Raw genomic sequence first — 23469 nt, 5'->3', positions numbered from 1 at the left:
AGCGGGCTGAGGCTGGCACTGGGGTGGGCACCCGGATCCGACCGAGCCTGAGGAGATCGCATGTCCGTCACCGACGAGTACCTGGAGAACAACAAGGGGTACGCCGAGGGGTTCAGCGGTCCGCTGCCGCTCCCGCCGTCCAAGCACATCGCCGTCCTGGCCTGCATGGACGCCCGGCTGGACGTCTCCCGGGTGCTGGGGATCGCCGAGGGTGAGGCGCACGTGATCCGCAACGCAGGAGGCGTCGTGTCCGACGACGCGATCCGCTCGCTCGCGATCAGCCAGCGGCTGCTCGGCACCACCGAGATCGTGCTGGTGCACCACACCGACTGCGGGATGCTCACGTTCACCGACGAGCAGTTCGCCGGCATCCTGCGGGACGACACCGGGTCCGAGCCCGAGTGGGCGGCGCGGTCGTTCACCGACCTGGACACCGACGTCCGGGAGGGCATTGCCGCCATCCGGACCAGCCCGTTCGTGCCGCACACCGACCAGGTGCGCGGGTTCGTCTTCGACGTGGCCGACGGGACGTTGCACGAGGTCACCGGCTGACCCGTCCGCGGGGCTCGTGCCGGTGCGGGCCCGAGGTCGACAGCGCGAGCCCGCCGTCGCGGACCACCACGGCGAGGTCGCCCTGCCGGTCCGTGCGGGCCAGCACCGTCCCCTGCTCCGCGAGCAGGCGGAGCAGGGACGGCGCGGGGTGTCCGTAGTCGTTGCCCTCTCCCACGCTGACCAGCGCCAGCCGCGGACGGGCGTCGGCGATCAGCCCGGCATCCTGCTGCGCGCTGCCGTGGTGGGCGACCTTGAGCACGTCGACCTGCGGACCGCCGGGGGCCTGGCGGGCCCGGACCGCGACCGCGCGCGCCGCAGCGGGCTCGACGTCCCCCAGGAGCAGCAGGCTCAGCCCACCGGCACTGGCGCGCAGCACGATGCTGGCGTTGTTCGGCACGGAGCCGTCGTGCACGACGCGTCCGGGCCACAGCACCTGCCAGGACAGTGGCCCGTCTCGCCCGGTCTCGCCGTCCACGACGGTCCGGACGTCGATCCCGGCCCGCCCGGCGAGCGCCCGGACCCGCCGAGCCTGCTCCGGCGGGTCGTCCACGATGGTGACGACGACCTGACCCACCCGCCGGCCCCGTATCGCACCGGCTAGCCCGTCGACGTGGTCGGCGTGGAAGTGGGTGAGCACCACCGTGTCGAGCTGCCGGATCGCGAGGTCACGCAGGCAGTCGTCGACGGCGTCCGGGTCGGGCCCGGCGTCGACCAGGACCCCGCGGCCCGGGCCCGTGGCCAGGACCAGGGCATCCCCCTGGCCGACGTCGCACGCGACCAGCACCCAGCCCGGCGGCGGCCAGACCCCGGCCCCGGGCCGCGGCGGCAGGCTGGGTCGGACCACGGCGAGCAGCACACCCACGGTGACCGTCGCGGCCGCGACCAGCAGCGACCGACGCCGTCGGGCCAGCACCGGCCCCAGGAAGACCGCGGCGCCGAGCAGCACCGCGAGCAGCACCGCGGCTGGCGCCGCATCGGGCCACGGCAGCTGGCCACCGGGCACCTCGGCCAGCGACCTCGCGATCCAGCCGATGGCCTGGCACGGCAGTCCGCCGACCCGGGCCAGCAGGGCGGCGACCCAGGGTGACACGGGCGAGACCACGGCGGCGGCGACCCCGATCACCGTGGCCGGGGCCACACACGGCTCCGCGAGCAGGTTCGCCGGCACGGCCACCAGGCTGACCCGGCCGGACAGCAGCACGATCAGCGGCGTGCAGGTCACCTGGGCGGCGACGGGGACGGCGAGCGCCGTGGCGAGCGGTCGGGCCAGTGGGCCGGGCAGCCGCCTCGACCACGCCCGGCCCCAGCGGGTGGCGAACAGCAGCAGGCCGAGCGTGGCCAGGACTGACAGGGCGAAGCCGAACGACCGGGCGAGCCAGGGGTCGAGCACGAGCAGGACGACGACGGCCGTGGAGAGCGCCGGCAGGGCGGCGCGCCGCCGAGACGTCCCGACGGCGAGCAGCCCGATCGCCCCCATCACGGCCGCCCGCAGCACCGACGGCTCAGGACGGGCCAGCAGGACGAAGCCGGCCAGCAGGACGCCAGCCGCCACGAGCCGGGTACGGCGGCCGAGGCCGATCCCACGGGCCAGCGCGAGGGCCATCGCGCAGACGATGGAGACGTTCGTCCCCGACACTGCCGACAGGTGCGTCAGTCCCGTCGTGCGCATGGCCTCGGCGAGGTCCTCGGGCTGTTGGGACGTGTCGCCGTCCACCAGGCCGGGCAGCAGCCCACGAGCGTCGACGGGCAGTGGCTCCACTGCGCGGCGCAGCCCGGCGCGAACCGCCTCGACCCGCCGGTCCAGGCTCGAGGCGGCCCGGGTGACCTCGGGCGGACCCCGCGCCGTGAGCGTGGCGACCACGTCGTCGGCGGTCGGTGACGGCCCGAGCCGGCCCCGTAGCCGCACCTGCTGGCCCCAGCGCAGCCCGGACCACCGCTGGTCGGCGAAGACCAACACGCGGGCCCGGACGCTCCGGCCCGCGCCACGGCCGGCCAGCGACCGCGCGGAGACCCGGAGCATCACCATCGGGGGCTGGTGGCCGCGGGCTGGCAGCGTCCGCGGGTCGCTGGCCACCACGCCCTCGACCACCACCGTCGCGCCGTCCTGCGCGAGGGCCCGCACACCCCCCGAGTCGCGCGCCCACGCCTGCAGACCGGACGACGCGAGAACCAGTCCGGCGGCCAGCGACGCCAGCGCGGCCGCGGCCAGGCCCGGCCCGGCGCGCAGCCTGGCGTGCCGTCCGCCTCGCTCCAGCCGGCGGCGGGCCGCCCTGGCCGTCCAGCCCGACGCCAGCACCAGGACCACCGCCGCCGCGCCGCGCCCGATGGACGGAGCGCCGAGCGAACCGGCGGCGGCGCACCACGCCACGAGGGCCGGGACGAGCAACCGCAGGTCCGGGGGCTCAGTGGGATCAGTGGGATCGGTGGGATCAGTTGGCTCGGCTGGCTCAGCGGTCTCCGTCACACCCGGACCAGCGGGCGCAGTCGCTCCAGCACCTTCTCACCGATGCCGCTGACCTCACCGAGCTCGTCGACGGAGCTGAACCGGCCGTGCTGGGTGCGCCAGTCCAGGATCCGCCCCGCCAGCACCGGCCCCACTCCTGGCAGCGCGTCGAGCTGCTCGACGGTAGCGGTGTTGAGGTCGACCGGTGTAGCGGGCGCAGTCCCGGAGACCGCCCCTCCGGTGGAACCGGCCGGGCCGGCCGGGCCGGCCGGGCCGGCCGGCGCGGGCGCGGCGAGCGCCTCGCCGCGCTTCGGCACGACCACCTGCTCGCCGTCCACCAACGGCCGCGCCAGGTTCACCGCGGCGAGGTCCGCACCGTTCCTCGCCCCGCCGGCCGCCTCGAGGGCGTCCTCGACCCTGGCTCCGACGGGGAGCCGGACCACCCCGGCCCGACGGACCTGGCCGACGACGTGCACCACCAGCCGCGCTGCGGTCACGGTGCCTGATGCGGTCGGCGTCCCCGGTGCAGTCGCGCCCACGGATGAGCTCGGCGCGGTGCTGGACGTCGCCGCCGCCGAAGCATTGGTGGCCAACGCCGGGATCGGCGTGGGCTCGGCGCCCGCCCGGGTCAACCCAGTGCGCAACCCGATGACGGCGAGCACGACGAGCGCGAGCACCAGCAGGCAGACCACGGCCCGCGGGCTCACTCCCGTCCGGGCTGCGACGTCCACCAGGAGTCGGTCCGCACCTGCGCGCAGGCTGGTCCGCCGTCCAGTCCGAGGCGCGGGTTCGTGTGGTTCGAAGTCGTCGATCACGCTGCGACGCTAGGCATCCGGCGTCCGCGGCACAGCCCGCCGACCCGCACCTGTGGACGGTGGGACGAACCGTCTTCCCGTGGACAAGAGCCCGCTTCCGCCGCCCAGGCCGGTTGCGTGGCCGGGAAACCGGCCTGAGTGGCGGAAACCGGACTGAGTGGCGTTAGTGGGGGGGTCAGGTGCTGGTGCTGGTGCCGGTGCTGGTGCCGGCGCCGGCCTTGCGCGCCATCCAGCGCAGCACCAGGTTCGTCCGGTGCCGGCCGAGCACCACGAGCACCAGGACGAGTCCGAAGACCCGCGACCAGGCGTCCGCCGGGACGCCCCAGACCGGCCCCAGCAGCAGGCACACCGGCGCCAGCGCCAGCGCTGCCGCGACGGACGCGCCGGCCACCCACCGGGTCACTGCCACCACCACGACGAACACCACCGCCACGGCCGCCACCCACAGCCAGGCCGCGGCGAGCAGCACGCCGAGCGACGTCGCCACCCCCTTGCCGCCCCGGCCCCGCAGGAAGGGCGACGTGACGTGGCCGAGCACGCACGCGACGGCGACGGCGTACACCCCCGGACGACCCAGCACGAGCAGGCCGACGAGAGTGGGGACGGTGCCCTTGAGCACGTCCAGGACGCCGACGGTGATCCCCCAGCGCCGGCCCATCGCCCGGGCCACGTTCGTCGCACCCGGGTTGCCGGACCCGCTGTGCCGCAGGTCGATCCCGCGCCGGCGGGCCAGCAGTGCGGCCGGGCTCACGGAGCCCACCAGGTAGGCCAGCACCACGAGCAGCACGAGCTGCCACCACGGCGCGCCGTTCATGCCCGGCCGATCATGGGCCGGCCGTTCATGGGCCGGCCGTTCATGGGCCGGCCGTTCATGGGCCGGCCGTTCATGGGCCCGGCACCACCACGACCGCGACCATCCCCGGCCCGACGTGCGTGCCGATCACGGCGCCGGCGTCCCGCACCTCGATCGGGCCGAGGTCGGGCAGTCTGGCGGCGAGCCCGTCCGCCAGGGCCTGCGCCCGCTCGAGGGCGTCCAGGTGGTGCACGGCGACCTCCGCCGGGCCCGGCCCGATCTGCGCCGCCGCCAGGTCCGCGAGCCGGGCCAGCGCCCGGGACGACGTCCGGACCTTCTCCAGCGGCGAGATGATCCCGTCGTCCAGCACCAGCAGGGGTTTGATCGCCAGCGCCGAGCCGACGAAGGCGGCGGTGGGCCGGATCCGGCCGCCGCGCCGCAGGTGCTCCAGGGTGGCGACGAAGAAGAACGCGCGCGAGGTCCGGGCGCGCTCGCGGGACGCGGCCGCGATCGTCGCCGCGTCCTGTCCGTCCGCGGCCGACCGTGCCGCCTGCAGCACGAGGTAGCCCAGGCCCATCCCCATCGAGCGCGAGTCGACGACCTCGGTGGGCACGGGCGAGTCGCGCGCGGCGAGCACCGCGGACTCGTAGGTCCCCGACAGCGCCGCCGAGATGTGCAGCGACACCACCGAGTCCGCGCCGGCCTCGGCGGCCGCCGTGTAGGCGTCCAGGAAGAGCTGGGGGCTCGGCCGGGACGTCGACGAGGGCGTCCCGGCCCGCAGCGCGGCCGCGACCTCGGCCGAGGTGATCTCGACGCCCTCGTCGTACGCCGTCCGGCCGACCACCACCTGCAGCGGGACGACGCGCACGTCGAGCCCCTGGAGGTCGTGGTCGGTCAGGGTGGCGGTGGAGTCCGTGACGACGGCGACGACCACCGTGCTACTCCGGCACCACGTTGACCAGCTTCGGCGCCCGGACGACGACGGTGCGGATGCCGCGACCGGCCAGGGCCGCGACGACCTTGTCGCTGGCCAGGGCCAGCTCGCGCAGCTCGTCCTCGGCGATGCCCGGCGGCACCTCCAGCCGGTCGCGGACCTTGCCCTGGACCTGGACGACGCAGGTGACCGTGTCGTCGACCAGCAGCGCGGGATCGGCCTGCGGGAACGGTTCGAACGCCAGCGAGGTGTCGTGCCCCAACCGGCGCCACAGCTCCTCCGCCAGGTGCGGCGCCATCGGCGCGGCCATCAGCACCAGCGGCTCCGCCAGCTCGCGCGGCACGGCCGCCAACGGCGTCAGCTGGTTGTTCAGCTCGATCAGCTTGGCCACGGCGGTGTTGAACCGCATGCCCTCGAAGTCGCGCCCGACCGCGTCGACGGTCTGGTGCAGGGCCCGGCGCAGCGCCTCGGGAGCCGGCTCGTCGACCACCGTCAGCCCACCGGTCTGCTCGTCGACCACGTTGCGCCACAGTCGCTGCAGGAAGCGCAGCGAGCCGACGACGGCCCGCGTCTCCCACGGCCGTGACACGTCCAGTGGACCCATCGACATCTCGTAGACCCGGAAGGTGTCGGCGCCGTAGCTCTCGTACATCTCGTCGGGCGTCACGACGTTCTTCAGCGACTTGCCCATCTTGCCGTGCTCGCGAGCGACCGACTCGCCCTGCCACGACCACTCGCCGTCGTCCTCGACGACCTCGTCGGCCGGGACGACCTGACCACGGGTGTCCCGGTAGGCGAACGCCTGGATCATGCCCTGGCCGAAGTAGCGCCGGAACGGCTCCTCGCTCGTCACGTAGCCCAGGTCGTGCAGCACCTTGTGCCAGAAGCGCGCGTACAGCAGGTGCAGGACGGCGTGCTCGACGCCGCCGACGTACAGGTCGACGCCGCCGGGGTCGGCCACCCCCGGCGCGCGCTCGCCGCGCGGCCCCATCCAGTAGGCCTCGTTCTCCGGGTCGCAGAACGTGTCCTGGTTCGCCGGGTCCAGGTACCGCAGGAAGTACCAGCAGGACCCGGCCCAGTTCGGCATGGTGTTCGTCTCGCGGCGGTAGCGCCGCGGGCCCTCACCCAGGTCCATCTCCACGGACACCCACTCGGGCACGCGGCCCAGCGGCGGCTCGGGGTCGGAGTCGGCGTCGTCCGGCGCGAACGTGCGCGGCGAGTAGTCCGGGACGTCGGGCAGCTGCACGGGCAGCTGGTCGTCCGGGACGGCGTGCACCCGACCCTCGTCGTCGAACACCACCGGGAACGGCTCGCCCCAGTAGCGCTGCCGGCTGAACAGCCAGTCGCGCAGCTTGTAGGTGATCGCTCCCTCGCCAGACCCGTTGCGCTGCAACCACTGCGTGATGGCGGCCTTGGCCTCGGGGATGCCCAGGCCGTCCAGCCTGATCTCGTCGTTGGCCGAGTTGATCGCCGGACCCTCACCGGTGAACGCCTCACCCTCCCAGCCCGACGGCGGCGCGACGGTCCGGATGATCGGCAGGTCGAACCGGGTGGCGAACTCCCAGTCGCGCTCGTCCTGGCCGGGCACGGCCATGATCGCGCCGGTGCCGTAGCCCATCAGCACGTAGTCGGCGACGAAGACCGGGACCGGCTGGCCGCTGACCGGGCTGGTCGCGAACGCCCCGGTGAACACGCCGGTCTTCTCCCGGCCCTCGGTCTGCCGCTCCAGGTCGCTCTTCAGCGACGCCTGCTGCCGGTAGGCGGCGACCGCGGCCGCCGGGTCGCTCGCGCCGCCGGTCCAGGCGTCCTTCGTGCCCTCGGGCCAGGCCGCGGGGACGATCTGGTCGACCAGCGGGTGCTCGGGCGCCAGGACCATGAACGTCGCACCGAACAACGTGTCGGGCCGCGTGGTGAAGACCTCGATGTCGGCCCCGCCGGCCACCGCGAACCGCACCCGCGCACCGTGGCTGCGCCCGATCCAGTTGCGCTGCATCAGCTTGACCGGTTCCGGCCAGTCCAGCCGGTCCAGGTCGTCGGTCAGCCGGTCGGAGTACGCGCTGATCCGCATCATCCACTGCCGCAGGCTGCGCTTGAAGACCGGGAAGTTGCCGCGCTCGCTGCGGCCTTCGTTCGTGACCTCCTCGTTGGACAGCACCGTCCCCAGGCCGGGGCACCAGTTGACCGGCGCCTCGGAGACGTAGGCCAGCCGGTAGCCGTCCACGACATCGCGCCGCTCCCCCGCGTCCAGGTCCGCCCAGTCGCGCCCGTCCGGCAGCGGCCGGACGCCGTCCGCGAACTCGCGCTCCAGCTCGGCGATGGGCCGCGCCCGACCCCGCCCGCCCTCGGCATCGGTGTCGTACCAGGCGTCCCAGATCCGCAGGAACATCCACTGCGTCCAGCGCACGAACTCCGGGTCCGTGGTCGCCACCGACCGGCGCGAGTCGTGCGCCAGCCCCAACCGCCGCAGCTGGCGGCGCATCGTGACGATGTTCTCCTCGGTGGTCTTGCGCGGGTGCTGCCCGGTCTGCACGGCGTACTGCTCGGCAGGCAGGCCGAACGCGTCATAGCCCAGGGCGTGCAGCACGTTCAGCCCGCGCATCCGCTGGTAGCGGCCGAACACGTCCGTCGCGATGTAGCCCAGCGGGTGCCCGACGTGCAGGCCGGCGCCCGAGGGGTAGGGGAACATGTCCAGCACGAACAGCTTCTCCCGGGCGGCCACGCCGTCCGGGTCCGCCCACGGCCCGGCGGGGTTGGGCGCGCTGAACGTGCCCTCGCTCTCCCAGTGGTCCTGCCAGTCCTGCTCGATCTGGCCGGCAAGCTGCGCGGAGTACCGGAACGGCGGGGTCTCCGCCGCGCTCGCGGTGCTGGCGCTGTCGATCGTGTCGCTCATCATGGTCCTGTCGTCGTCAGGGTGCCGGCCGCTGGAGTGTCTGCGAGACACGAAAAGACCCCCGGGTCACAGGCTGGACCTGCGCAGGAGGGTCGCCGCGCTGACGCGGGATCGTGCGGGGCCCGGCGGGGTCGCACCCGTTCTCGAGGTCAGCGCGGCCGGCTAAGGAGCTGCACGACTCGCACCTGGTCAGGTTAGCGCAGTGCCGGCGGCGCTCGCGCGGACGGCGCGGGCCACGGCAGCACTGACCGCCCGCCCGATCTCCTGGTGGGTCGGCCAGTCCCAGTGCAGGCCGTCCGGGTTGCCCCGGCCGGCGGCCAGTGCCGGTGCGACGATCGGGTCCAGCTCGACGAGGTCGACCCGCTCGCGGGCCGCCCAGGCCCGCGCGGCCTGCACGGACGGGCCGTGCGTCCGGTGCACCGGGAAGTCGGCGGATCGCCACGGCGGCGGGGTCAGCGCGACCACCGCGATGCCCGGCCGGTAGTGCCGCGCACCGGCCACGACCCGGGACAGGTAGTGGTCGGTGGCCCGCTGCGGCAGCGCCCGCAGCCGACCGCCGGTGCACCGCACCACGACCGGGTGAGCGGTCCGGTAGGCGGCGCGCACCCGACGGCGCGCGGCGGCCGGCCGCACGTACGGGATCCCCTCCCGCAGGTACGTCGGGAGGCTGGCCGGCAGCGCGTCCATGCCGCCCACCGCGAGGACCAGGACGTCGGCCCGCGGCAGCAGCACGGACCAGGCAACCGGGTCCTTGGTGAGCGCCCACCACGCGTCGCGGGCGGTCCAGCCCTGCCGGGCCAGCAGGTCGAGCCGGCGTCCGGTGGACGCCGCCACCTGCTGCGGCCACAGCCGCGGGTCGGTGACGAGCTCGGGCCCGGTGGGCCCGTGGTAGGTCAGCGAGTCGCCGAGGACGAGCAGCCGACCGGTCACGCGAGCACGCTAGCGCTGCCCGTGCCCCTGCCCGTCCCCGTGCCCGCGCAGGTGCGGGTCAGTCGGACCAGCCGTGCGGGCGGCGCAGGTCCGGCGGGTTGGGGCTCTGGTCGAGGCGCACCGGCCGGTACGGCGGGGCCGCGGCCTCGCGGCGCAGTGCGCGCCGCAGGTGCATCTCGCGGTCGGCCTGGCGCAGCAGCGAGTCGACGTCCCCGTCGTCCCAGGGCTCAAGGACGGCACCGCCGGCGCTGATCCGGGCACCCCAGCGCTCGCGCGGGACGGGCGAGTTCTCCAGGCAGCGGGCGCGGACGCGGCGCTCCATCTCCAGCGGCGCTAGGCCGGTGCCCGGGCCGACGACGACGAACTCGTCGTCACCCCAGCGGGCCACGGCGTCCGTGGCGCGGGTGGAGGTGGTCAGGGCCTCGGCGACAGTCAGCAGGACCTCGTCGCCGGAGGCGTGGCCCAGCTCGGTGTTGACCCGGGCCAGCCCGTCGACGTCCAGGAACATGCAGTAGACGGCGTCGCCGCGGCGTCGCGCGGTCTCCATGATCTGCGCACCGAGCATGGCCAGGCCCTTGCGGTTGGCCAGGCCGGTCAGCGGGTCGTGCACCGTGGCGTCCTGCGCGAAGGCCATCGCCCGGTCGACCTCGTGCCGGCCGCGGTGCAGCCGGGCGTGCGCGACGAACGCGACCCACCCGACGCCGGCGAGGACGACGAGGGCCAGGGCCCAGTCGAGGATCTCGGAGAGGGTCCACGTGGGCGTCCGCACGACGTGCATCCCGACGCTGACCAGGAGCGCGGTGCAGCCGGTGGCCAGGGCGATCGACAACCAGACGGAGCGCTCGGATCCCAGCACGCCCACGGCCAGCGCGAGGACGGCGAGGGCGGTCCAGCCCGGGTCGACCGACAGCACGGTGAGCACGGCGCCGACGGCGGCGAGCGCCACGGCGGCCACGTCGAACGCCCACAACGGCAGGGCCGGTGCGTGGTGCGGGCGATCCAAGGGTTCCGTCACGGGTGAATCTTCGTCACACGGGCGCGGTTCCTTGAGCCTCAGCCCCAGATCGACGCGACCCATTCGGGGTGATCGACGAACGGGTTCCGGTTGTGCTGGAACTGGTCGTAGATGACCTGGTTCCGCCGTTTCTCGAACGCGTCCGGCGGGTCCTGGGCGTTCCACTGCTTGAGCACGGAGAGGCGGCCGATATAGGGCGCGCTGCCGTTGTTCACCACGTCGTCCAGCTCGAGGTTCGCGAACCCGTCGCCGCCCTCGTAGCGGATCGCCATGTAGAAGATCATCCGGGCCACGTCACCGCGGACCGCCGCGCGCGGGGCGAACGAGTCGGCGTCCACGGTGCAGCCGCTGCACTGCGCCACGGCGCTGCCGCCGTTGTCGAAGTCCAGGTTGCCGCGGGCCGAGTTCACGCTGACGTCCTCGGGGCGCAGGTGGTGGACGTCGGTACCTGGCCCCGTCGCGGTCCCGAAGTCGCCGTGCGACTTGGCCCAGACGTGCTCGCGGTTCCAGTCGTCGACTCCCCCGCCGTTGCTGCTCTTGGCGATCGAGCGGCCGGAGTAGATCTCGATGACGTTGGCGGTGTTGTTCGGGTCCTGGTCGGTGACCTTCAGGGCGTCCCAGACCTGGTCGTAGGTGAGCCGGGTGACGCCGGTGGAGATGATCGAGTGCAGGGCGTTGCGGAGCGCGGCCCCGCTCTTGCCGGCGGCCGCCGCGTAGTACGTGGCGTTCGGGTCGGACCCGGTCGGGCTGGATGTCGGGGTTGGTGTCGCGGTTGACGTCGGGCTGGACGAGCCCGACCTCGCGAACGCCGTGGACGACGTGACGCCGGGTCGGGAGAAGTACGCGCTGAGCGCTCCGGTGACGTCGAGCTGCTGGCCGAGCAGCGACGGGTTGCTGCGCAGGCCCCACGCGGAGCGGAACGCCGCCGGGATCTGCACGTAGACCATCGACGTCGTGCTCGTGGTGGAGGCGCTGTCGGCGAGCGCCATCGCGTAGTCGTTGGGGAACCCTGAACGCACCACCGTGTCGGACGCCGTGGGCTGGCCGACGACGTAGCCCCGCACGGTGCCGGTGGCACCGGTCTGGCTCGCCCGGGCCTGGGCCACGGTGAGCGGGGCTGCGGCCCCGGCCGTGCCGGCGAGCCCCGGGACGACGATGACCGCCGCCGCGAGCGCGGCGACGAGCGCCAGCACACCCTTCCACCGGCCTCTCGTCCACCGGTTGCCCGGGTTGCGCGTCATGGGTGCTCCCGTCTCGTCTACCGCCAGTCCTCCTGACGGAGCCTCGACAACGTAGCGATCCTGCGGTCAAGAACGGGCAAAGCGCACGTTTCGACTTGTCGTCGATCACGCCGCTTGCCCGCGTCGCGGACGCGAGACCAGAGAAAGTGGGGCAGCCGAGCCGGCCCAGATGCCCCACTTCTCTGGTCTCGGCGCCGCACCAGGTCGCAGGCAAAACAGAAGCGGCGGGCCGTCACCGGCCCGCCGTCGTCCTGGTGGAGCTGAGGGGACTCGAACCCCTGACCCCTTCCATGCCATGGAAGTGCGCTACCAGCTGCGCCACAGCCCCGTTCACCCCGTAGGGCTCGCCAAGTTTAGCCTGACCCCCCGGCACCGGACCAAATCGGGGGTCGAACGCCTCAGGACTCGTCGCCGACGACGTCCTCGGGCAGCGAGAACGCGTTGTGCTCGGTCAGCACCCAGCGTGCGTCCCGCTGCTGCTCCAGGACGGTCCAGTGGCAGTTGCCGACCCCGGACACGACCGGCCAGTACTCGCGCGGCACGCCCAGCAGGGTCTGCACGCCGTTGCTGATGGAGCCGCCGTGGGTCACCACGACCAGCAGCTCGCCGGGGTCGATGATCTCCGCGTGCTCGCGCACCGCCTCGGCCACCCGCTTGCCCAGCTCGAGCCGCGTCTCGCCGTCCCCGCCGGGCCGCACGTCGGCGCCGGTGCGCCAGGCCTGCCGCAGCTCGGGGGTCTGCTCGTCGATCTCGGTGGTCGTGAGGCCCTGCCACGACCCGGCGTAGACCTCGCGCAGCCGGACGTCGACGGCGACCTCCAGCTGGGTCTGCGCGGCGAGCGCCGCGGCCGTGGCCCGTGCCCGGAGCAGGTCCGAGGACACGATCGCGGACGGCGAGAGCCGAGCCAGGTGGGACGCCGCCCGCTTGGCCTGACGCCGGCCGACGTCGTCCAGCTCGATGTCCGTCTGGCCCTGGAAGCGGCCGGCGGCGTTCCAGCCGGTCTGGCCGTGCCGCAGCAGCAGGACCTGTCGGCCGCGACTCACGCGTCCGTCCGCTTCCGGCCCCGAGCCTCCTCGGGGAGCTCGATCAACGGGCAGTCCTTCCAGAGCCGCTCGAGCGCGTAGTAGGTGCGTTCCTCGTCGTGCTGGACGTGCACGACGACCTCGGCGTAGTCGAGCAGCACCCAACGTCCGTCCCGCTCGCCCTCACGGCGCAGCGGCTTGGCGTCGTGAGCGCGCAGCGCCTCCTCGACGGCGTCGACGATCGCGCCGACCTGGCGGTCGTTGGGTGCCGAGGCCACCAGGAACGCGTCGGTGATGACGAGCTGCTCGCTGACGTCGATGGCCACCACGTCGGTGGCGAGCTTGTCCGCGGCCGCGTGCGCGGCGGCGAGCACGAGCTCGCGGGCACGATCGGAGGCTGGCACCGGTACTCCTTGCGGGTCAGGAGGCGGGCCGGGGACCCGGCCGCGCGCGCCCCTAGCCTCTCACGAGCCGGCGACCGCTACGTCCGGGCGAAGTCCGCCCCAAGCACGGCGACGACGTCCGCGACGGACGGCATCGAGTCCGACAGGCGCAGCGCCGACTCGGTGAGCCCCAGAGCCTGCGCGACCGCGAGGCCCCTGGCCCGGCTGGTGGACGACCCGTCCGGGATCAGCACCACGCTCTGCGTGACGCCGAAACCCTGGATGTTGCCGCCGCCCTTGTACTTCAGGCCGTGGGCGACGAGCTTCGACCGGGCCGTGTCACCCAGACCCGGGCTACCGACACCGTTCTGCACCAGCACGATCAGCCGACCGCCGGCCGGGACGGGCACCAGTGCGCCGGCGAGCCGGCTCTTGACCACGTCCGCAGCCGCCGCGTCGTCCAGCCCGTAGGCGGTGATGTCACCGCCGGTGTCGATGTCGCGCACGGGGAGCACGGTGGAGGGCAGCGCGTTGCTCGCGGCCGCCTCGCGCAGCCCACCGGTGACCGCGACCACGGCGTTGAGCACGTCGGACGTCGGAGCCCCCGGCAGCCCGACCAGGAACGCGCGGCGACGGGCGTCGTCCTCCGGCAGAGCGGCCAGCAGGGCGGTCACGACCCGCTCCTGGCGGGCCAGCCGGACGGCCTCGGGCTCGTCGCCCACCAGGAGCTGCGCGTACGCGGCGGCCTGTGCGCCGTTGAGCCGCTGGTCGTCGCCGGCGGACGCCACGATCGCGGCGCCCTCGCCGGAGCCCTTCGGGACGTCGACGTCGACGTCGACGCTGACGCCGCCGACGCTGTCCACCAGGGTGGCCAGCGCGGACGTGCTGAGCACCCACGTGCCGGCGACCCGGATGTCCAGGGCGTCGGCGACCGCCGCACCGGGGGCCGAGGCGCCGGGGGCGAGCGAGCGGGACACCGGGAGCCGGCCGGCCCCCGGGACGTCGAGAAGCAGTCGGCTGGGGACGAGCACCTGCTGAGCCCCGCCCTGGCCGGCCGCGAGCAGCGACACCCCGGTCAGCTGGTCACCCGCGGACAGCGCGAGGGCCACGACCTGCTGGGACGGCGCCGCGGCGGCGCCGGCGCCGTCAGGTTTGTCGGAGCTCCCGTGGGTGAGCACGACCACGGACGCGACGGCGGCGAGCACCGCCGCGACGGCGCCGGCGATCACGGCCAACCGGCGCCGCTGCGACCGGCGACGCGCGCCGCGCTGGGAGCGGGCGACCGAGGGCAGCAGGTCCGGCCGCGTCGCGCGGCTGGACGACGGCGGCCCGGCCTGGGCGGGGATGTCCAGCTGGGGCTCGGGCTGGGGCTCGGGTTCGGGCTGGGGGTCGGGCTCGGGCTGGGGGTCGGGCTCGGGCTGCATGGTGGGCTCGTACTGACGGCCGAGCACGCGCGACAGCTCGTCCTCGACCAGGTTGAGCACCGGCGGGGTGATCAGCGGGTCGGGCTGCCAGCCGTCGGTGACCTGGGCCTGCTCGAGCGCCCGACGGCGAGCCATCCGCGTCGGGTAGGTCACCAGGTCGACCCGCTCGACGACCCAGTCGGGGACGTCGGCGATCGCGATGCCACGACCTGCGCCGGGATCGCCGGCCGGGTCGTCGGGCGGGTCGTCGGGCGCATGCAGGGTCGGCGTCGCGGCCGAGCCGCTGAGGGCGCCCACGGGGGCTCCGTCAGGGTCCGGCTGGACGCGCTGCCAGGGACGCTCGGTGTCGCCACCGGAGACGAGCAGATCTGCCACCCTCTATCTCTCGGCAGATTCACCCGTTCGGTAGAGCCCATATTTTCCGATGAACTGGACGACACCGTCGGGGACCAGGTACCAAACCGGCATTCCGGTCCGAACCCGCTCCCGGCAGGCGGTGGACGAGATGGCCATGGCAGGCACCTCGAACAGCGTCACCCGGTCCGCCGGGAGCCCCGCGCCGCTCAGCTCGTGCCCGGGGCGGGTCACCGCGACGAACTGGGCGAGCTCGAACAGCTCGTCGACGTCCTTCCAGGACAGGATCTCGGCCAGCGCGTCCGCGCCGGTGATGAAGAACAGGTCGGCGTCGGGGTGCTGGGCGTGCAGGTCACGCAGCGTGTCGATCGTGTACGTCGGACCCGGACGGTCGACGTCCACCCGGCTGACGGTGAAACCGGGGTTGGAGGCGGTGGCGATCACCGTCATCAGGTACCGCAGCTCGGCGGGGCTGACCGCCCGCTGGTCCTTCTGCCAGGGCTGGCCGGTCGGGACGAACACGACCTCGTCCAGACCGAACCCGCTGGACACCTCGCTGGCCGCCACCAGGTGGCCGTGGTGGATCGGGTCGAAGGTGCCGCCCATCACGCCCAGCCGACGTCGCACGCCGTCCGCCGGGGTCATCTGGTCGGGCTCAGTGGTGCTTGTTGGAGCTGCCGCGGAAGGTCCAGACCAGGCCGAGGAGCGCGATGAACACCGTGATCGCGATCACGCCGTACATCAACGGCGGCAGCGGCAGCTCGGTGTGGTGCTCGGGCGTGGTGGCCGCCAGGACCAGGGCCTGCGACATCGTGGGCTCCTCGTTGCAGCGCGGGCGTGGGGGCCCGACGCGCGGTCGGTGATGGGCTCGTCCGCGTACAGTCTGACAGAAGGCCCCGACCGTCCTCGAAGGAGCAGTCATCGACGCGCCTGTGCTGTCCGTCGTCGTCCCCGTCTACGACGAGGCCGAGGTGCTGCCGTTGTTCACCGAGCAGCTGCGCCCGGTGCTGGACGACATCGGCGAGACGTACGAGGTCCTGGTCGTCGACGACGGCAGCAAGGACGCCACGCCGGTGCTGCTGGAGCGGATCCGGCGCGAGTGGCCGGCCGTGCGGGTCGTGCGGTTGCGGGCCAACAGCGGCCACCAGGCGGCGTTGTCCGCCGGGCTGGCGCGGGCCCGCGGTGACTGGGTGGTGAGCATCGACGCCGACCTGCAGGACCCGCCGGAGTCCATCGCCGCGATGCTGCAGGCCGCACGCTCGCAAGGCGTGGACGTCGTCTACGGGGTGCGTACGGACCGCAGCACCGACTCGGTGTTCAAGCGCGGCACGGCCAGCGCGTTCTACCGCGTCATGGGCCGGATCGGGCGGACCAGTGGCCCCTCCCACGCCGGAGACTTCCGGTTGATGAGCCGGGCGACCGTCGACGCGGTCAACGTGCTGCCGGAGCACCACCGGGTGCTGCGGCTGGTCGTCCCGGCCCTGGGCTTCCCCAGCGCCGAGGTGGGGTACCAGCGCGCCGCCCGGGCCGCCGGTCGCTCGAAGTACCCGTTCACCAAGATGCTGCGGCTCAGCGTCGACAGCATCACCGGCTTCTCCACCGCGCCCTTGCGACTGGCCACCTGGTTCGGCCTGGTCGGCGGGGTCGCCGCGCTCGCGCTGCTGGTCTACGCCCTCGGGTCGTTCCTGACCGGGCACACCACGCCCGGCTGGACGTCCACGTTCGTCGCGGTGGCCGCCGTGGGCGCCGTGCAGCTGCTCTGCCTCGGGATGCTCGGTGAGTACGTCGGGCGGATGTACACCCAGATGCAGGGCCGGCCGTCGTACTTCGTCGCCTACGACTCGCTCGCGGCGACAACGCCCGATCAGGGACGTCGGGCCGCCACCAGCAGCGAGACGCCGGGCAGCGAACGCACCGGCAGGTAGCGCTCCGCGGTGATCACCGCGCGCAGCCCGTGGTTCACGATGCCGGGCAGCTGCTCGAGGTCGCTGCCGCTGCTGCTGCGCCGCCGGACCGCCACGACCGGGCGGAGCAGCACGTTCCAGGAACGAACCGGGCCGATGGCGAAGCCGTTGCGCACCAGGAGCGTGGTCAGGGTGGGTCGGGTGTACCGGCGCACGTGCCCGACGGCCTCGTCGTGCGCGGACCACAGCTTCGGGTCGCACGGCACGGCGACGATGTAGTGCCCGCCCGGACGCAGCGCCCGCAGCACCTCGCGCACCGCGGCGTCGTCGTCCTCGATGTGCTCCAGGACGTCGAAGGCGACGACGAGGTCCAGGCTCGCGTCGGCCACCGGCAGCGCCGTCGCGTCGCCGCGCAGGGTGGCCAGGCCGCGCTCCTGCGCGACGCCCGCTCCCTCGGCGCCGTACTCCAGCGCGGTGGCGCGCCAGCCCAGGTCGCGCAGCACCCGGGTGTTCCCGCCGCCGGCGGCGCCGACATCCAGCGCCGTCCCCGGACGCAGGCCACGCAGCTCGCGGGCCAGCAGGTGCCGGCGCTCCCGGTACCACCAGTGGGTGTCCTCGAGCTCGGCCAGCTTGCGCACCTCGGTTGCTTCCACAGGCGTGCATCCTGCCAGGCCGCCCGGCGGCCACCTAGCCGGCCGCCACCGAGTCGGCCGCCACCTAGTCGGCCGCCAGCTCCTGCACCAGGCCGGGCGGCGCCACGCACCGGTACGAGTCGGTGACGACCTCGGTCAGCGCGTCGACGCCGACGACGGGGAGTCGCACCAGCACGACCGCGTAACCGTCGTAGTGCGGCTCGGTGAAGAACGCCTCGGGGTCACTGGCGATCAGGGCGCCCTTGTCCGGCAGGTCGGGGACGCGCACCGCGAGGACGTCGGGGCGCGGCACCTTGGTCTTCTTCGGGTGCACCCGTTCGCGCCACGTCCAGACGAACTGCTTGCCGCGCACCGTGAAGAGCGGGTCGCCCGGCGTCTGCTCCGCCTCGGGCAGGGCCAGTGCGATGCGGCCCAGGTCGTCGTTGGTCGCCACGGTCAGTCCCGGACGTGACCCTCGCCGGTGACCACCCACGTCGTGGTGGTCAGCTCGGCGAGGCCCATCGGCCCACGGGCGTGCAGCTTCTGCGTGGAGATGCCGATCTCGGCGCCCAGGCCGAGCTGGCCGCCGTCGGTGAACCGGGTCGAGGCGTTCACCATGACGGCAGCCGAGTCGACGGCCGCGACGAAGCGGCGGCTCGCCGTGAGGTCGTCGGTGACGATCGCCTCCGTGTGGCCGCTGGACCAGCGGTCGATGTGCGCGATCGCGTCGTCCAGGCTCTCGACCACCCGGACGGCGAGGTCGAGCGAGAGGTACTCGCGGGCCCAGTCCTCGTCGTCCGCCGCGACGACGTCGATCCCGGCGGCCAGGCCGGCCCGCACCGTCTGCGAGTCCCCGTGCAACGTGACCCCGGCGGCGTCCAGCGCGGGGATGGCCGCAGCCAGGAACGAGCCCGCCACGGACTCGTGCACCAGCAGCGTCTCGGCCGCGTTGCACACGCTGGGCCGGTGGGTCTTGGAGTTCAGCGCGATGGCCAGGGCACGCTCGAGGTCAGCAGCGGCGTCGACGTACACGTGACAGTTGCCGACCCCCGTCTCGATGACCGGCACCGTCGAGCCTTCGACCACGGTGCGGATCAGCTCTGCGCCACCGCGCGGGATCAGCACGTCGACCAGCCCGCGCGCGGTCATCAGGTGCTTGACCGCCTCGCGTCCGCCGCCGTCGATCAGGGTGACCGCGTCGGGCGGCAGTCCGGCGTCTGACAGCACGGACCGCAGCACCGCGACGAGCGCCGCATTCGACTGCGCCGCAGCGGATCCACCGCGCAGCACCACCGCGTTGCCGCTCTTCAGGGCGAGCCCGGCGGCATCCACCGTGACGTTCGGACGGGCCTCGTAGACCATCGCGACGACGCCCATCGGCACCCGGGTCTGGCGCACCTCGAGGCCGTTGGCGAGGCGCTCACCACGGACCACCTCGCCGACCGGGTCGGGCAGCGCGGCCAGGTCGCGCAGGGCCTGGGCCACGGCGGCGACCCGGTCGTCGTCCAGCCGGAGCCGGTCGACCAGTCCCTCGGACAGCCCCTCCGCGCGGCCACGGGCGACGTCCTCGTCGTTGGCGCGCACGATCACCGCGGTCTGGTCCACGAGCGCGTCGGCCATCGCGAGCAGCAGCGCGTCCTTGTCGGCGCGGGTCAGCGGGCGGACGGCGCGACTGGCGAGCTTCGCGTTGCGGCAGGCCGCGAGGACATCCATGCGCCCAGGCTACGCGGGACGGGTCAGAAGGGGGCGACGCCGGCGACGATCAGCGGCGTCTGCGGGCGCTCGACGCCGCGCACGTGCACGGTCTCGCGGTCGATCACCTCGATGCCGACGACCCGCCAGGCCGGCAGCTCGCAGCTCGCCCGGTGGTCCCCCCAGATCCGCAGGGCGAGCGCCGCGGCGTCGTCGACGTCCTCGGCCTCGTCCCAGTACCGCAGCTCGGCGCGGTCGGCCGAGTACTTGACGGCGAGCATGAAGGGCCGTTCCTCGACGAGGCGCTCGAGCCCCGTGCGCAGCTCGGCGGCCGTCACCGCCTCCCCCGCCACCGTGAGCGTGACGTGCCACAGCGGCAGTCCGCTCGTCGATGTGCCGTCGACGCCTCTCGCCACGCGGTCCTCCCCAATCGCACGCCCTTTCGGCGTGCTCAGTGCAGCAGCACCAGGTCGTCGCGGTGGACGACCTCGCGCTCGTAGGCGGGTCCGAGCTCGGCAGCAAGCTCGTGCGTGGAGCGCCCCAGCAGGCCGGGTAGCTCCCCCGCTCCATAGTTCACCAGTCCGCGGGCCACGACGTGACCCTTTTGATCACACAGGTCTACCGGATCTCCGGCGTCGAACTGCCCTTCGACGGACACCAATCCGGCCGGGAGCAGCGACATGCGGCGCTCGACCACCGCCGCGACCGCCCCGTCGTCCAGCACGAGCCGCCCCCGAGCCAGGCTCGCGTGGGCGAGCCAGAGCAGCCGGCTGGCCCGCCGCGAGCCGGTCGGCGCGAACCAGGTGCCGACGTCCTGACCCTCCAGCGCCGGCGCCACCTGGGCCGCGCTCGTGAGCACCGTGGCGATGCCCGCGGTCGTCGCGATCGACGCCGCCTCGACCTTGGTCACCATGCCGCCCGTGCCGATCCGGCTGCCCGGGGTGCCCAGCGACACCCCGGCCAGGTCCTGCGGGCCGGCGACGACGTCGATCCGGCGCGCGCCCGGCTTCGACGGCGCCCGGTCGTACAGCCCGTCGACGTCGGTGAGCAGCACGAGCGCGTCCGCGTGCACCAGGTGGGCGACGAGCGCGGCGAGCCGGTCGTTGTCGCCGAACCGGATCTCGTCGGTGGCCACGGTGTCGTTCTCGTTCACCACGGGCACCACGCCGAGCTGCAGCAGCCGGTAGAGGGTGCGCCGGGCATTCACGTAGTGGGTGCGGCGGATCACGTCCTCGGCGGTGAGCAGGACCTGCCCGACGCCGATGCCGTGCCGGCCGAACGCCGCCGTGTACCGGGCCACCAGCAGGCCCTGACCGACGCTGGCCGCCGCCTGCTGGGTGGCCAGGTCACGGGGGCGCCTCGGCAGCCCGAGCGGGTCTAGCCCGGCGGCGATCGCGCCCGAGGACACCAGCACCACCTCGGTGCCGGCGGCGCGCCGGACGGCCAGGGCGTCGACCAGCGCGAGCACCCGCTCGTCGTCCACCTTGCCCTCGGAGGTGGTCAGCGAGCTCGAGCCCACCTTCACCACGATCCGCCCGGCCGTGCGCAGGTCCGCGCGGGCGCGCAGCGACGCGGCAGACCCGCTCATCGCCGCGTGCCGGTCATGGTCAGGCGTCCTCGACGGGGTCGGCCTCTGGGTCGGTCCAGCGGCCGGCCTTGCGTTCGGCGGCGAGCTCCTCGCGGGCGCTCTCGCGGGCGTCCCGCAGCCGCTCCAGGGCCTCGCGCTTGTCGGCCCGGGTGGGCCGGACGTCGTCCCCCGAGACCCGCACGTCGGTGCCGCGCGGGCCGGCGAGCAGCTCGGCGCCCGCGCTCATCGTGGGCTCCCAGTCGAACACGACGGCGTCGTCGCCGACACCGATGAGCACCTCGGCGCCCGGGGTGGCGCCCTTCTTGAACAGCGCCTCCTCGACACCCAGCCGCGCCAGCCGGTCCGCGAGGTAGCCGACGGCCTCCTCGTTGGCGAAGTCGGTCTGCCGCACCCAGCGCTGCGGGCGCTCGCCGACGATCCGGAAGCGCGGCCCGTCGGCGGTGTTCTCGGCGTGCACGACGAAGCCGGTGTCGTCGACGGCCTTGGGCCGCAGCACGATCCGTGGGGCCACGTCGACGACTCGCGCGTCCCGGTCGGCCTGGACCATCGCGGCGAGCGCGAAGCCCAGCTCGCGCAGGCCCTGGTGGGTGGCGGCGCTGACGACGTGGACGGCGACGCCGCGGGCCTCCAGGTCGGGCCGGACCATGTCCGCCAGCTCGACGGCGTCGGGGACGTCCGCCTTGTTCAGCACGATGACCCGCGGGCGCTCCTGCAGCGGACGGCCGCCGAGCGTCTCGTCGATCGTGTAGGCGGCGAGCTCGGCCTCGATGACGTCCAGGTCGGTGAGCGGGTCGCGGCCCGGGTCGAGCGTGGCGCAGTCGATCACGTGCACCAGCACGGAGCAGCGCTCCACGTGCCGCAGGAACTCCAGCCCCAGACCCTTGCCCTCGCTCGCGCCCGGGATCAGCCCGGGGACGTCAGCCATGGTGAACCGCACGTCGCCTGCCTGCACGACACCGAGGTTCGGCACCAGCGTGGTGAACGGGTAGTCGGCGATCTTCGGCCGCGCGGCGGACATGGCCGCCACCAGGCTGGACTTGCCGGCGCTCGGGTAGCCGACCAGCGCGACGTCCGCCAGCGACTTGAGCTCCAGGACGACGTCCCCGCCGTCGCCGGGCTCGCCGAGCAGCGCGAAACCGGGCGCCTTGCGCCGGGCCGAGGCCAGCGCCGCGTTGCCGAGGCCACCTCGGCCGCCGCGGGCCACGACGAAGCGCTCGCCCGCCGTCACCAGGTCGGCCAGCACCTCGCCCGTGGCGTCCTTCACCACGGTGCCCAGCGGCACGGCCAGCTCGATGTCGCCGCCCTCGGCGCCGCTGCGGTGCGAGCCCTGACCGGGCTTGCCGTTGGCGGCCTTGCGGTGCGGGCTGTGGTGGTAGTCCAGCAGCGTCGTGGTGCTCGGGTCGACGACGAGGACGACGTCCCCGCCGCGGCCCCCGTTCCCGCCGTCCGGACCGCCGAGCGGCTTGAACTTCTCGCGGTGGATCGAGGCGCAGCCGTGCCCACCGTCCCCGGCGGAGACGTGCAGCACGACGTGGTCGACGAACGACGTCATCGCTGGCCTCCTGGGTGGTGCGGAGCCCTTACGGGCTGGGTGGCTGGGCTGGACATGCCACGAGGGGGTGGGCCGTCATCGGCCCACCCCCTCGCGAGAGATCTTGGTGCGGCCGGTCAGGCCGGCGGCAGCACGCTGACGACGCGGCGACCACGCTTGGTACCGAACGTCACCGCACCCTCGACCAGCGCGAACAGCGTGTCGTCGCCGCCACGGCCGACGCCGTCGCCCGGGTGGAAGTGGGTGCCCCGCTGGCGGACGATGATCTCGCCCGCACCGACGACCTGGCCGCCGTAGCGCTTCACGCCGAGGCGCTGGGAGTTGGAGTCCCGACCGTTGCGCGTGGAGGACGCGCCCTTCTTGTGTGCCATGAGGTGCCTGCCTTGTTCTGGGTGTGTGTGAGGACGAGCGCGGGGCTCAGGCCTCGATGCCGGTGACCTTGACGCGGGTGAGCTTCTGGCGGTGACCCTGGCGCTTGCGGTACCCGGTCTTGTTCTTGAACTTCATGATCGTGATCTTCGGGCCCTTCTCGGCCCGCACGAACTCGGCGGTGACCTTGACCTTGGCCAGCTTCTTGGCGTCGGTGGTCACGGTCGCGCCGTCGACGAGGAGGAGCGGGGCGAGCTCGAGGGTGTCACCAGCCTTGCCCTCGATCTTGTCGATGACCAGAATGTCGCCGACGGACACCTTCTCCTGACGGCCGCCAGCGCGGACGATCGCGTACACCTGAAGCTCACTTCTCTCGTCGTTCGGGGGGACCGGGCACGACCAACCGGCAGCGACCGGGGTCGCACTGGCACACGCTCGGGGAGGCGCGCACGTGGCGCGCCGACCACTCAGGATACCGCGAGGCCCCGGGTCCGGGTCAAACCGGCCACCGAGCACCCCTGCGCGAGGGTGACGAGGACGGGCGCGCGCGGCGCTGAACGGGCAGGCTGGGCGGGTGGACCGACCCGCTTTCGTGCTGCACGAGCACCACAAGCCGCGCCACCACTTCGACCTGCGGCTCGAGGAGGGCGGCGTGCTGCGCTCCTGGGCGCTGCCCCGCGGCCTGCCGGACTCGCCGTCCAAGAACCGGTTGGCGGTCGCCGTCCCGGACCACGACATGGACCACCTGACGTACACCGACGCCGACAAGTCCATCGCCGACACCGGCTGGTGGGAGCAGGAGTCGCGCGACGAGCGACGCATCGTGCTGGTCCTGCACGGTCAGCGGGACGAGCGCCGCTACGCCCTGATCCACACGGGCGACGACTGGTTGATGCACCTGACCAAGGACCAGCCGGGGCGTGCCTGACGCTCTCG

Annotated in this window: 24 protein-coding genes and 1 tRNA gene; 3 read left to right on the top strand and 22 right to left on the bottom strand. The window is 73.8% G+C overall.

Going from position 1 to position 23469, the window contains the following annotated elements; all coding sequences use genetic code 11:
- The first annotated feature begins 60 nt into the window (after positions 1-60).
- Positions 61-552 (top strand): beta-class carbonic anhydrase, encoded by a 492-nt coding sequence (locus ABEB17_RS16390; protein WP_345717797.1) that lies wholly within the window; start codon positions 61-63, stop codon positions 550-552.
- Here the strand turns inward: ABEB17_RS16390 and ABEB17_RS16385 are convergent.
- From ABEB17_RS16385 to ABEB17_RS16320, 14 genes are all read right to left on the bottom strand, one after another.
- A complete protein-coding gene (locus ABEB17_RS16385; protein ID WP_345717796.1) occupies positions 542-3016 on the bottom strand; it encodes a ComEC/Rec2 family competence protein in 2475 nt (824 codons plus the stop codon). The genes ABEB17_RS16390 and ABEB17_RS16385 overlap by 11 nt on opposite strands.
- Complete coding sequence (locus ABEB17_RS16380) at positions 3013-3726, bottom strand: ComEA family DNA-binding protein (RefSeq protein WP_345717795.1); 714 nt, start codon at positions 3724-3726, stop codon at positions 3013-3015. The genes ABEB17_RS16385 and ABEB17_RS16380 overlap by 4 nt, the downstream gene beginning before the upstream one ends.
- A 259-nt stretch (positions 3727-3985) precedes the next feature.
- On the bottom strand, positions 3986-4624 hold the full coding sequence (locus tag ABEB17_RS16375) for a glycerol-3-phosphate acyltransferase (RefSeq protein ID WP_345717794.1): 639 nt from the start codon (positions 4622-4624) through the stop codon (positions 3986-3988).
- A 70-nt stretch (positions 4625-4694) separates the two neighbouring features.
- Positions 4695-5537: a DegV family protein gene (locus tag ABEB17_RS16370; RefSeq protein WP_345717793.1), complete on the bottom strand. Its 843-nt coding sequence runs from the start codon at positions 5535-5537 to the stop codon at positions 4695-4697.
- Between the two features lie 4 nt (positions 5538-5541).
- A complete protein-coding gene (leuS, locus tag ABEB17_RS16365; protein ID WP_345717792.1) occupies positions 5542-8427 on the bottom strand; it encodes a leucine--tRNA ligase in 2886 nt (961 codons plus the stop codon).
- Between the two features lie 189 nt (positions 8428-8616).
- The gene (gene octT, locus ABEB17_RS16360; RefSeq protein WP_345717791.1) at positions 8617-9357 is read right to left on the bottom strand and encodes a diglucosylglycerate octanoyltransferase; all 741 of its coding nucleotides are present in this window, start codon (positions 9355-9357) and stop codon (positions 8617-8619) included.
- Positions 9358-9415: 58 nt separating this feature from the next.
- Positions 9416-10372 carry a GGDEF domain-containing protein gene (locus tag ABEB17_RS16355; protein WP_345717790.1) on the bottom strand — a complete coding sequence of 319 codons (957 nt, stop codon included), beginning with the start codon at positions 10370-10372 and terminating at the stop codon, positions 9416-9418.
- Positions 10373-10410: 38 nt separating this feature from the next.
- Positions 10411-11613 (bottom strand): endonuclease, encoded by a 1203-nt coding sequence (locus ABEB17_RS16350; protein ID WP_345717789.1) that lies wholly within the window; start codon positions 11611-11613, stop codon positions 10411-10413.
- Positions 11614-11865: 252 nt separating this feature from the next.
- Positions 11866-11941, bottom strand: a tRNA-Ala gene (locus ABEB17_RS16345).
- A 70-nt stretch (positions 11942-12011) separates the two neighbouring features.
- The gene (locus tag ABEB17_RS16340; RefSeq protein WP_345717788.1) at positions 12012-12656 is read right to left on the bottom strand and encodes a histidine phosphatase family protein; all 645 of its coding nucleotides are present in this window, start codon (positions 12654-12656) and stop codon (positions 12012-12014) included.
- Complete coding sequence (rsfS, locus tag ABEB17_RS16335; RefSeq protein WP_345717787.1) at positions 12653-13039, bottom strand: ribosome silencing factor; 387 nt, start codon at positions 13037-13039, stop codon at positions 12653-12655. The genes ABEB17_RS16340 and rsfS overlap by 4 nt, the downstream gene beginning before the upstream one ends.
- A gap of 77 nt (positions 13040-13116) precedes the next feature.
- Positions 13117-14817, bottom strand: a complete 1701-nt coding sequence (locus ABEB17_RS16330; protein ID WP_345717786.1) for a LytR C-terminal domain-containing protein — start codon at positions 14815-14817, stop codon at positions 13117-13119.
- 3 nt (positions 14818-14820) lie between these two features.
- Positions 14821-15441 (bottom strand): nicotinate-nucleotide adenylyltransferase, encoded by a 621-nt coding sequence (nadD, locus tag ABEB17_RS16325; protein WP_345717785.1) that lies wholly within the window; start codon positions 15439-15441, stop codon positions 14821-14823.
- 10 nt (positions 15442-15451) lie between these two features.
- The gene (locus ABEB17_RS16320; protein ID WP_345717784.1) at positions 15452-15607 is read right to left on the bottom strand and encodes a hypothetical protein; all 156 of its coding nucleotides are present in this window, start codon (positions 15605-15607) and stop codon (positions 15452-15454) included.
- A 124-nt stretch (positions 15608-15731) separates the two neighbouring features.
- Here ABEB17_RS16320 and ABEB17_RS16315 point away from each other — a divergent pair, with 124 nt between their 5' ends.
- Positions 15732-16721, top strand: a complete 990-nt coding sequence (locus ABEB17_RS16315; RefSeq protein WP_345717952.1) for a glycosyltransferase family 2 protein — start codon at positions 15732-15734, stop codon at positions 16719-16721.
- Here ABEB17_RS16315 and ABEB17_RS16310 read toward each other — a convergent pair.
- The 8 genes from ABEB17_RS16310 to rplU all read right to left on the bottom strand — a co-directional run bounded on the left by ABEB17_RS16310 (position 16661) and on the right by rplU (position 22890).
- The gene (locus ABEB17_RS16310) at positions 16661-17353 is read right to left on the bottom strand and encodes a class I SAM-dependent methyltransferase (RefSeq protein ID WP_345717783.1); all 693 of its coding nucleotides are present in this window, start codon (positions 17351-17353) and stop codon (positions 16661-16663) included. The two genes, ABEB17_RS16315 and ABEB17_RS16310, sit on opposite strands and share 61 nt — an antisense overlap.
- 64 nt (positions 17354-17417) lie before the next feature.
- Entirely contained in the window at positions 17418-17786 is a 369-nt protein-coding gene (locus tag ABEB17_RS16305; RefSeq protein ID WP_345717782.1) for an MmcQ/YjbR family DNA-binding protein, read from the bottom strand.
- A gap of 2 nt (positions 17787-17788) precedes the next feature.
- Complete coding sequence (locus tag ABEB17_RS16300; protein WP_345717781.1) at positions 17789-19045, bottom strand: glutamate-5-semialdehyde dehydrogenase; 1257 nt, start codon at positions 19043-19045, stop codon at positions 17789-17791.
- A 23-nt stretch (positions 19046-19068) separates the two neighbouring features.
- A complete protein-coding gene (locus tag ABEB17_RS16295) occupies positions 19069-19440 on the bottom strand; it encodes a hypothetical protein (protein WP_345717780.1) in 372 nt (123 codons plus the stop codon).
- 35 nt (positions 19441-19475) lie between these two features.
- Positions 19476-20612, bottom strand: a complete 1137-nt coding sequence (gene proB, locus ABEB17_RS16290) for a glutamate 5-kinase (protein ID WP_345717779.1) — start codon at positions 20610-20612, stop codon at positions 19476-19478.
- Between the two features lie 19 nt (positions 20613-20631).
- Complete coding sequence (gene obgE, locus ABEB17_RS16285) at positions 20632-22164, bottom strand: GTPase ObgE (RefSeq protein ID WP_345717778.1); 1533 nt, start codon at positions 22162-22164, stop codon at positions 20632-20634.
- A gap of 116 nt (positions 22165-22280) precedes the next feature.
- Entirely contained in the window at positions 22281-22535 is a 255-nt protein-coding gene (rpmA, locus tag ABEB17_RS16280; protein WP_345717777.1) for a 50S ribosomal protein L27, read from the bottom strand.
- Positions 22536-22581: 46 nt separating this feature from the next.
- The gene (rplU, locus tag ABEB17_RS16275; protein ID WP_345717776.1) at positions 22582-22890 is read right to left on the bottom strand and encodes a 50S ribosomal protein L21; all 309 of its coding nucleotides are present in this window, start codon (positions 22888-22890) and stop codon (positions 22582-22584) included.
- A 217-nt stretch (positions 22891-23107) separates the two neighbouring features.
- Between rplU and ABEB17_RS16270 the strand changes: the two genes are divergently transcribed.
- Positions 23108-23461: a DNA polymerase ligase N-terminal domain-containing protein gene (locus tag ABEB17_RS16270; protein WP_345717775.1), complete on the top strand. Its 354-nt coding sequence runs from the start codon at positions 23108-23110 to the stop codon at positions 23459-23461.
- Positions 23462-23469 lie beyond the last annotated feature (8 nt).

Source organism: Angustibacter luteus (genome assembly GCF_039541115.1).
In the GTDB taxonomy this organism is placed as follows: Bacteria; Actinomycetota; Actinomycetes; order Actinomycetales; family Angustibacteraceae; genus Angustibacter; species Angustibacter luteus.
The sequence above is the reverse complement of the archived record's forward strand: the minus strand, read 5'-3'. Positions and strand labels throughout refer to the sequence as shown.

What these genes read in the sequence shown, in the direction of transcription:
- ABEB17_RS16390 (WP_345717797.1), top strand. Translation starts at nt 61, where the DNA reads ATGTCCGTCACCGACGAGTACCTGGAGAACAACAAGGGGTACGCCGAG.
- ABEB17_RS16375 (WP_345717794.1), bottom strand. Translation starts at nt 4,624, where the DNA reads ATGAACGGCGCGCCGTGGTGGCAGCTCGTGCTGCTCGTGGTGCTGGCC.
- leuS (WP_345717792.1), bottom strand. Translation starts at nt 8,427, where the DNA reads ATGAGCGACACGATCGACAGCGCCAGCACCGCGAGCGCGGCGGAGACC.
- ABEB17_RS16350 (WP_345717789.1), bottom strand. Translation starts at nt 11,613, where the DNA reads ATGACGCGCAACCCGGGCAACCGGTGGACGAGAGGCCGGTGGAAGGGT.
- nadD (WP_345717785.1), bottom strand. Translation starts at nt 15,441, where the DNA reads ATGACCCCGGCGGACGGCGTGCGACGTCGGCTGGGCGTGATGGGCGGC.
- ABEB17_RS16320 (WP_345717784.1), bottom strand. Translation starts at nt 15,607, where the DNA reads ATGTCGCAGGCCCTGGTCCTGGCGGCCACCACGCCCGAGCACCACACC.
- ABEB17_RS16300 (WP_345717781.1), bottom strand. Translation starts at nt 19,045, where the DNA reads ATGGATGTCCTCGCGGCCTGCCGCAACGCGAAGCTCGCCAGTCGCGCC.
- proB (WP_345717779.1), bottom strand. Translation starts at nt 20,612, where the DNA reads ATGAGCGGGTCTGCCGCGTCGCTGCGCGCCCGCGCGGACCTGCGCACG.
- obgE (WP_345717778.1), bottom strand. Translation starts at nt 22,164, where the DNA reads ATGACGTCGTTCGTCGACCACGTCGTGCTGCACGTCTCCGCCGGGGAC.
- rpmA (WP_345717777.1), bottom strand. Translation starts at nt 22,535, where the DNA reads ATGGCACACAAGAAGGGCGCGTCCTCCACGCGCAACGGTCGGGACTCC.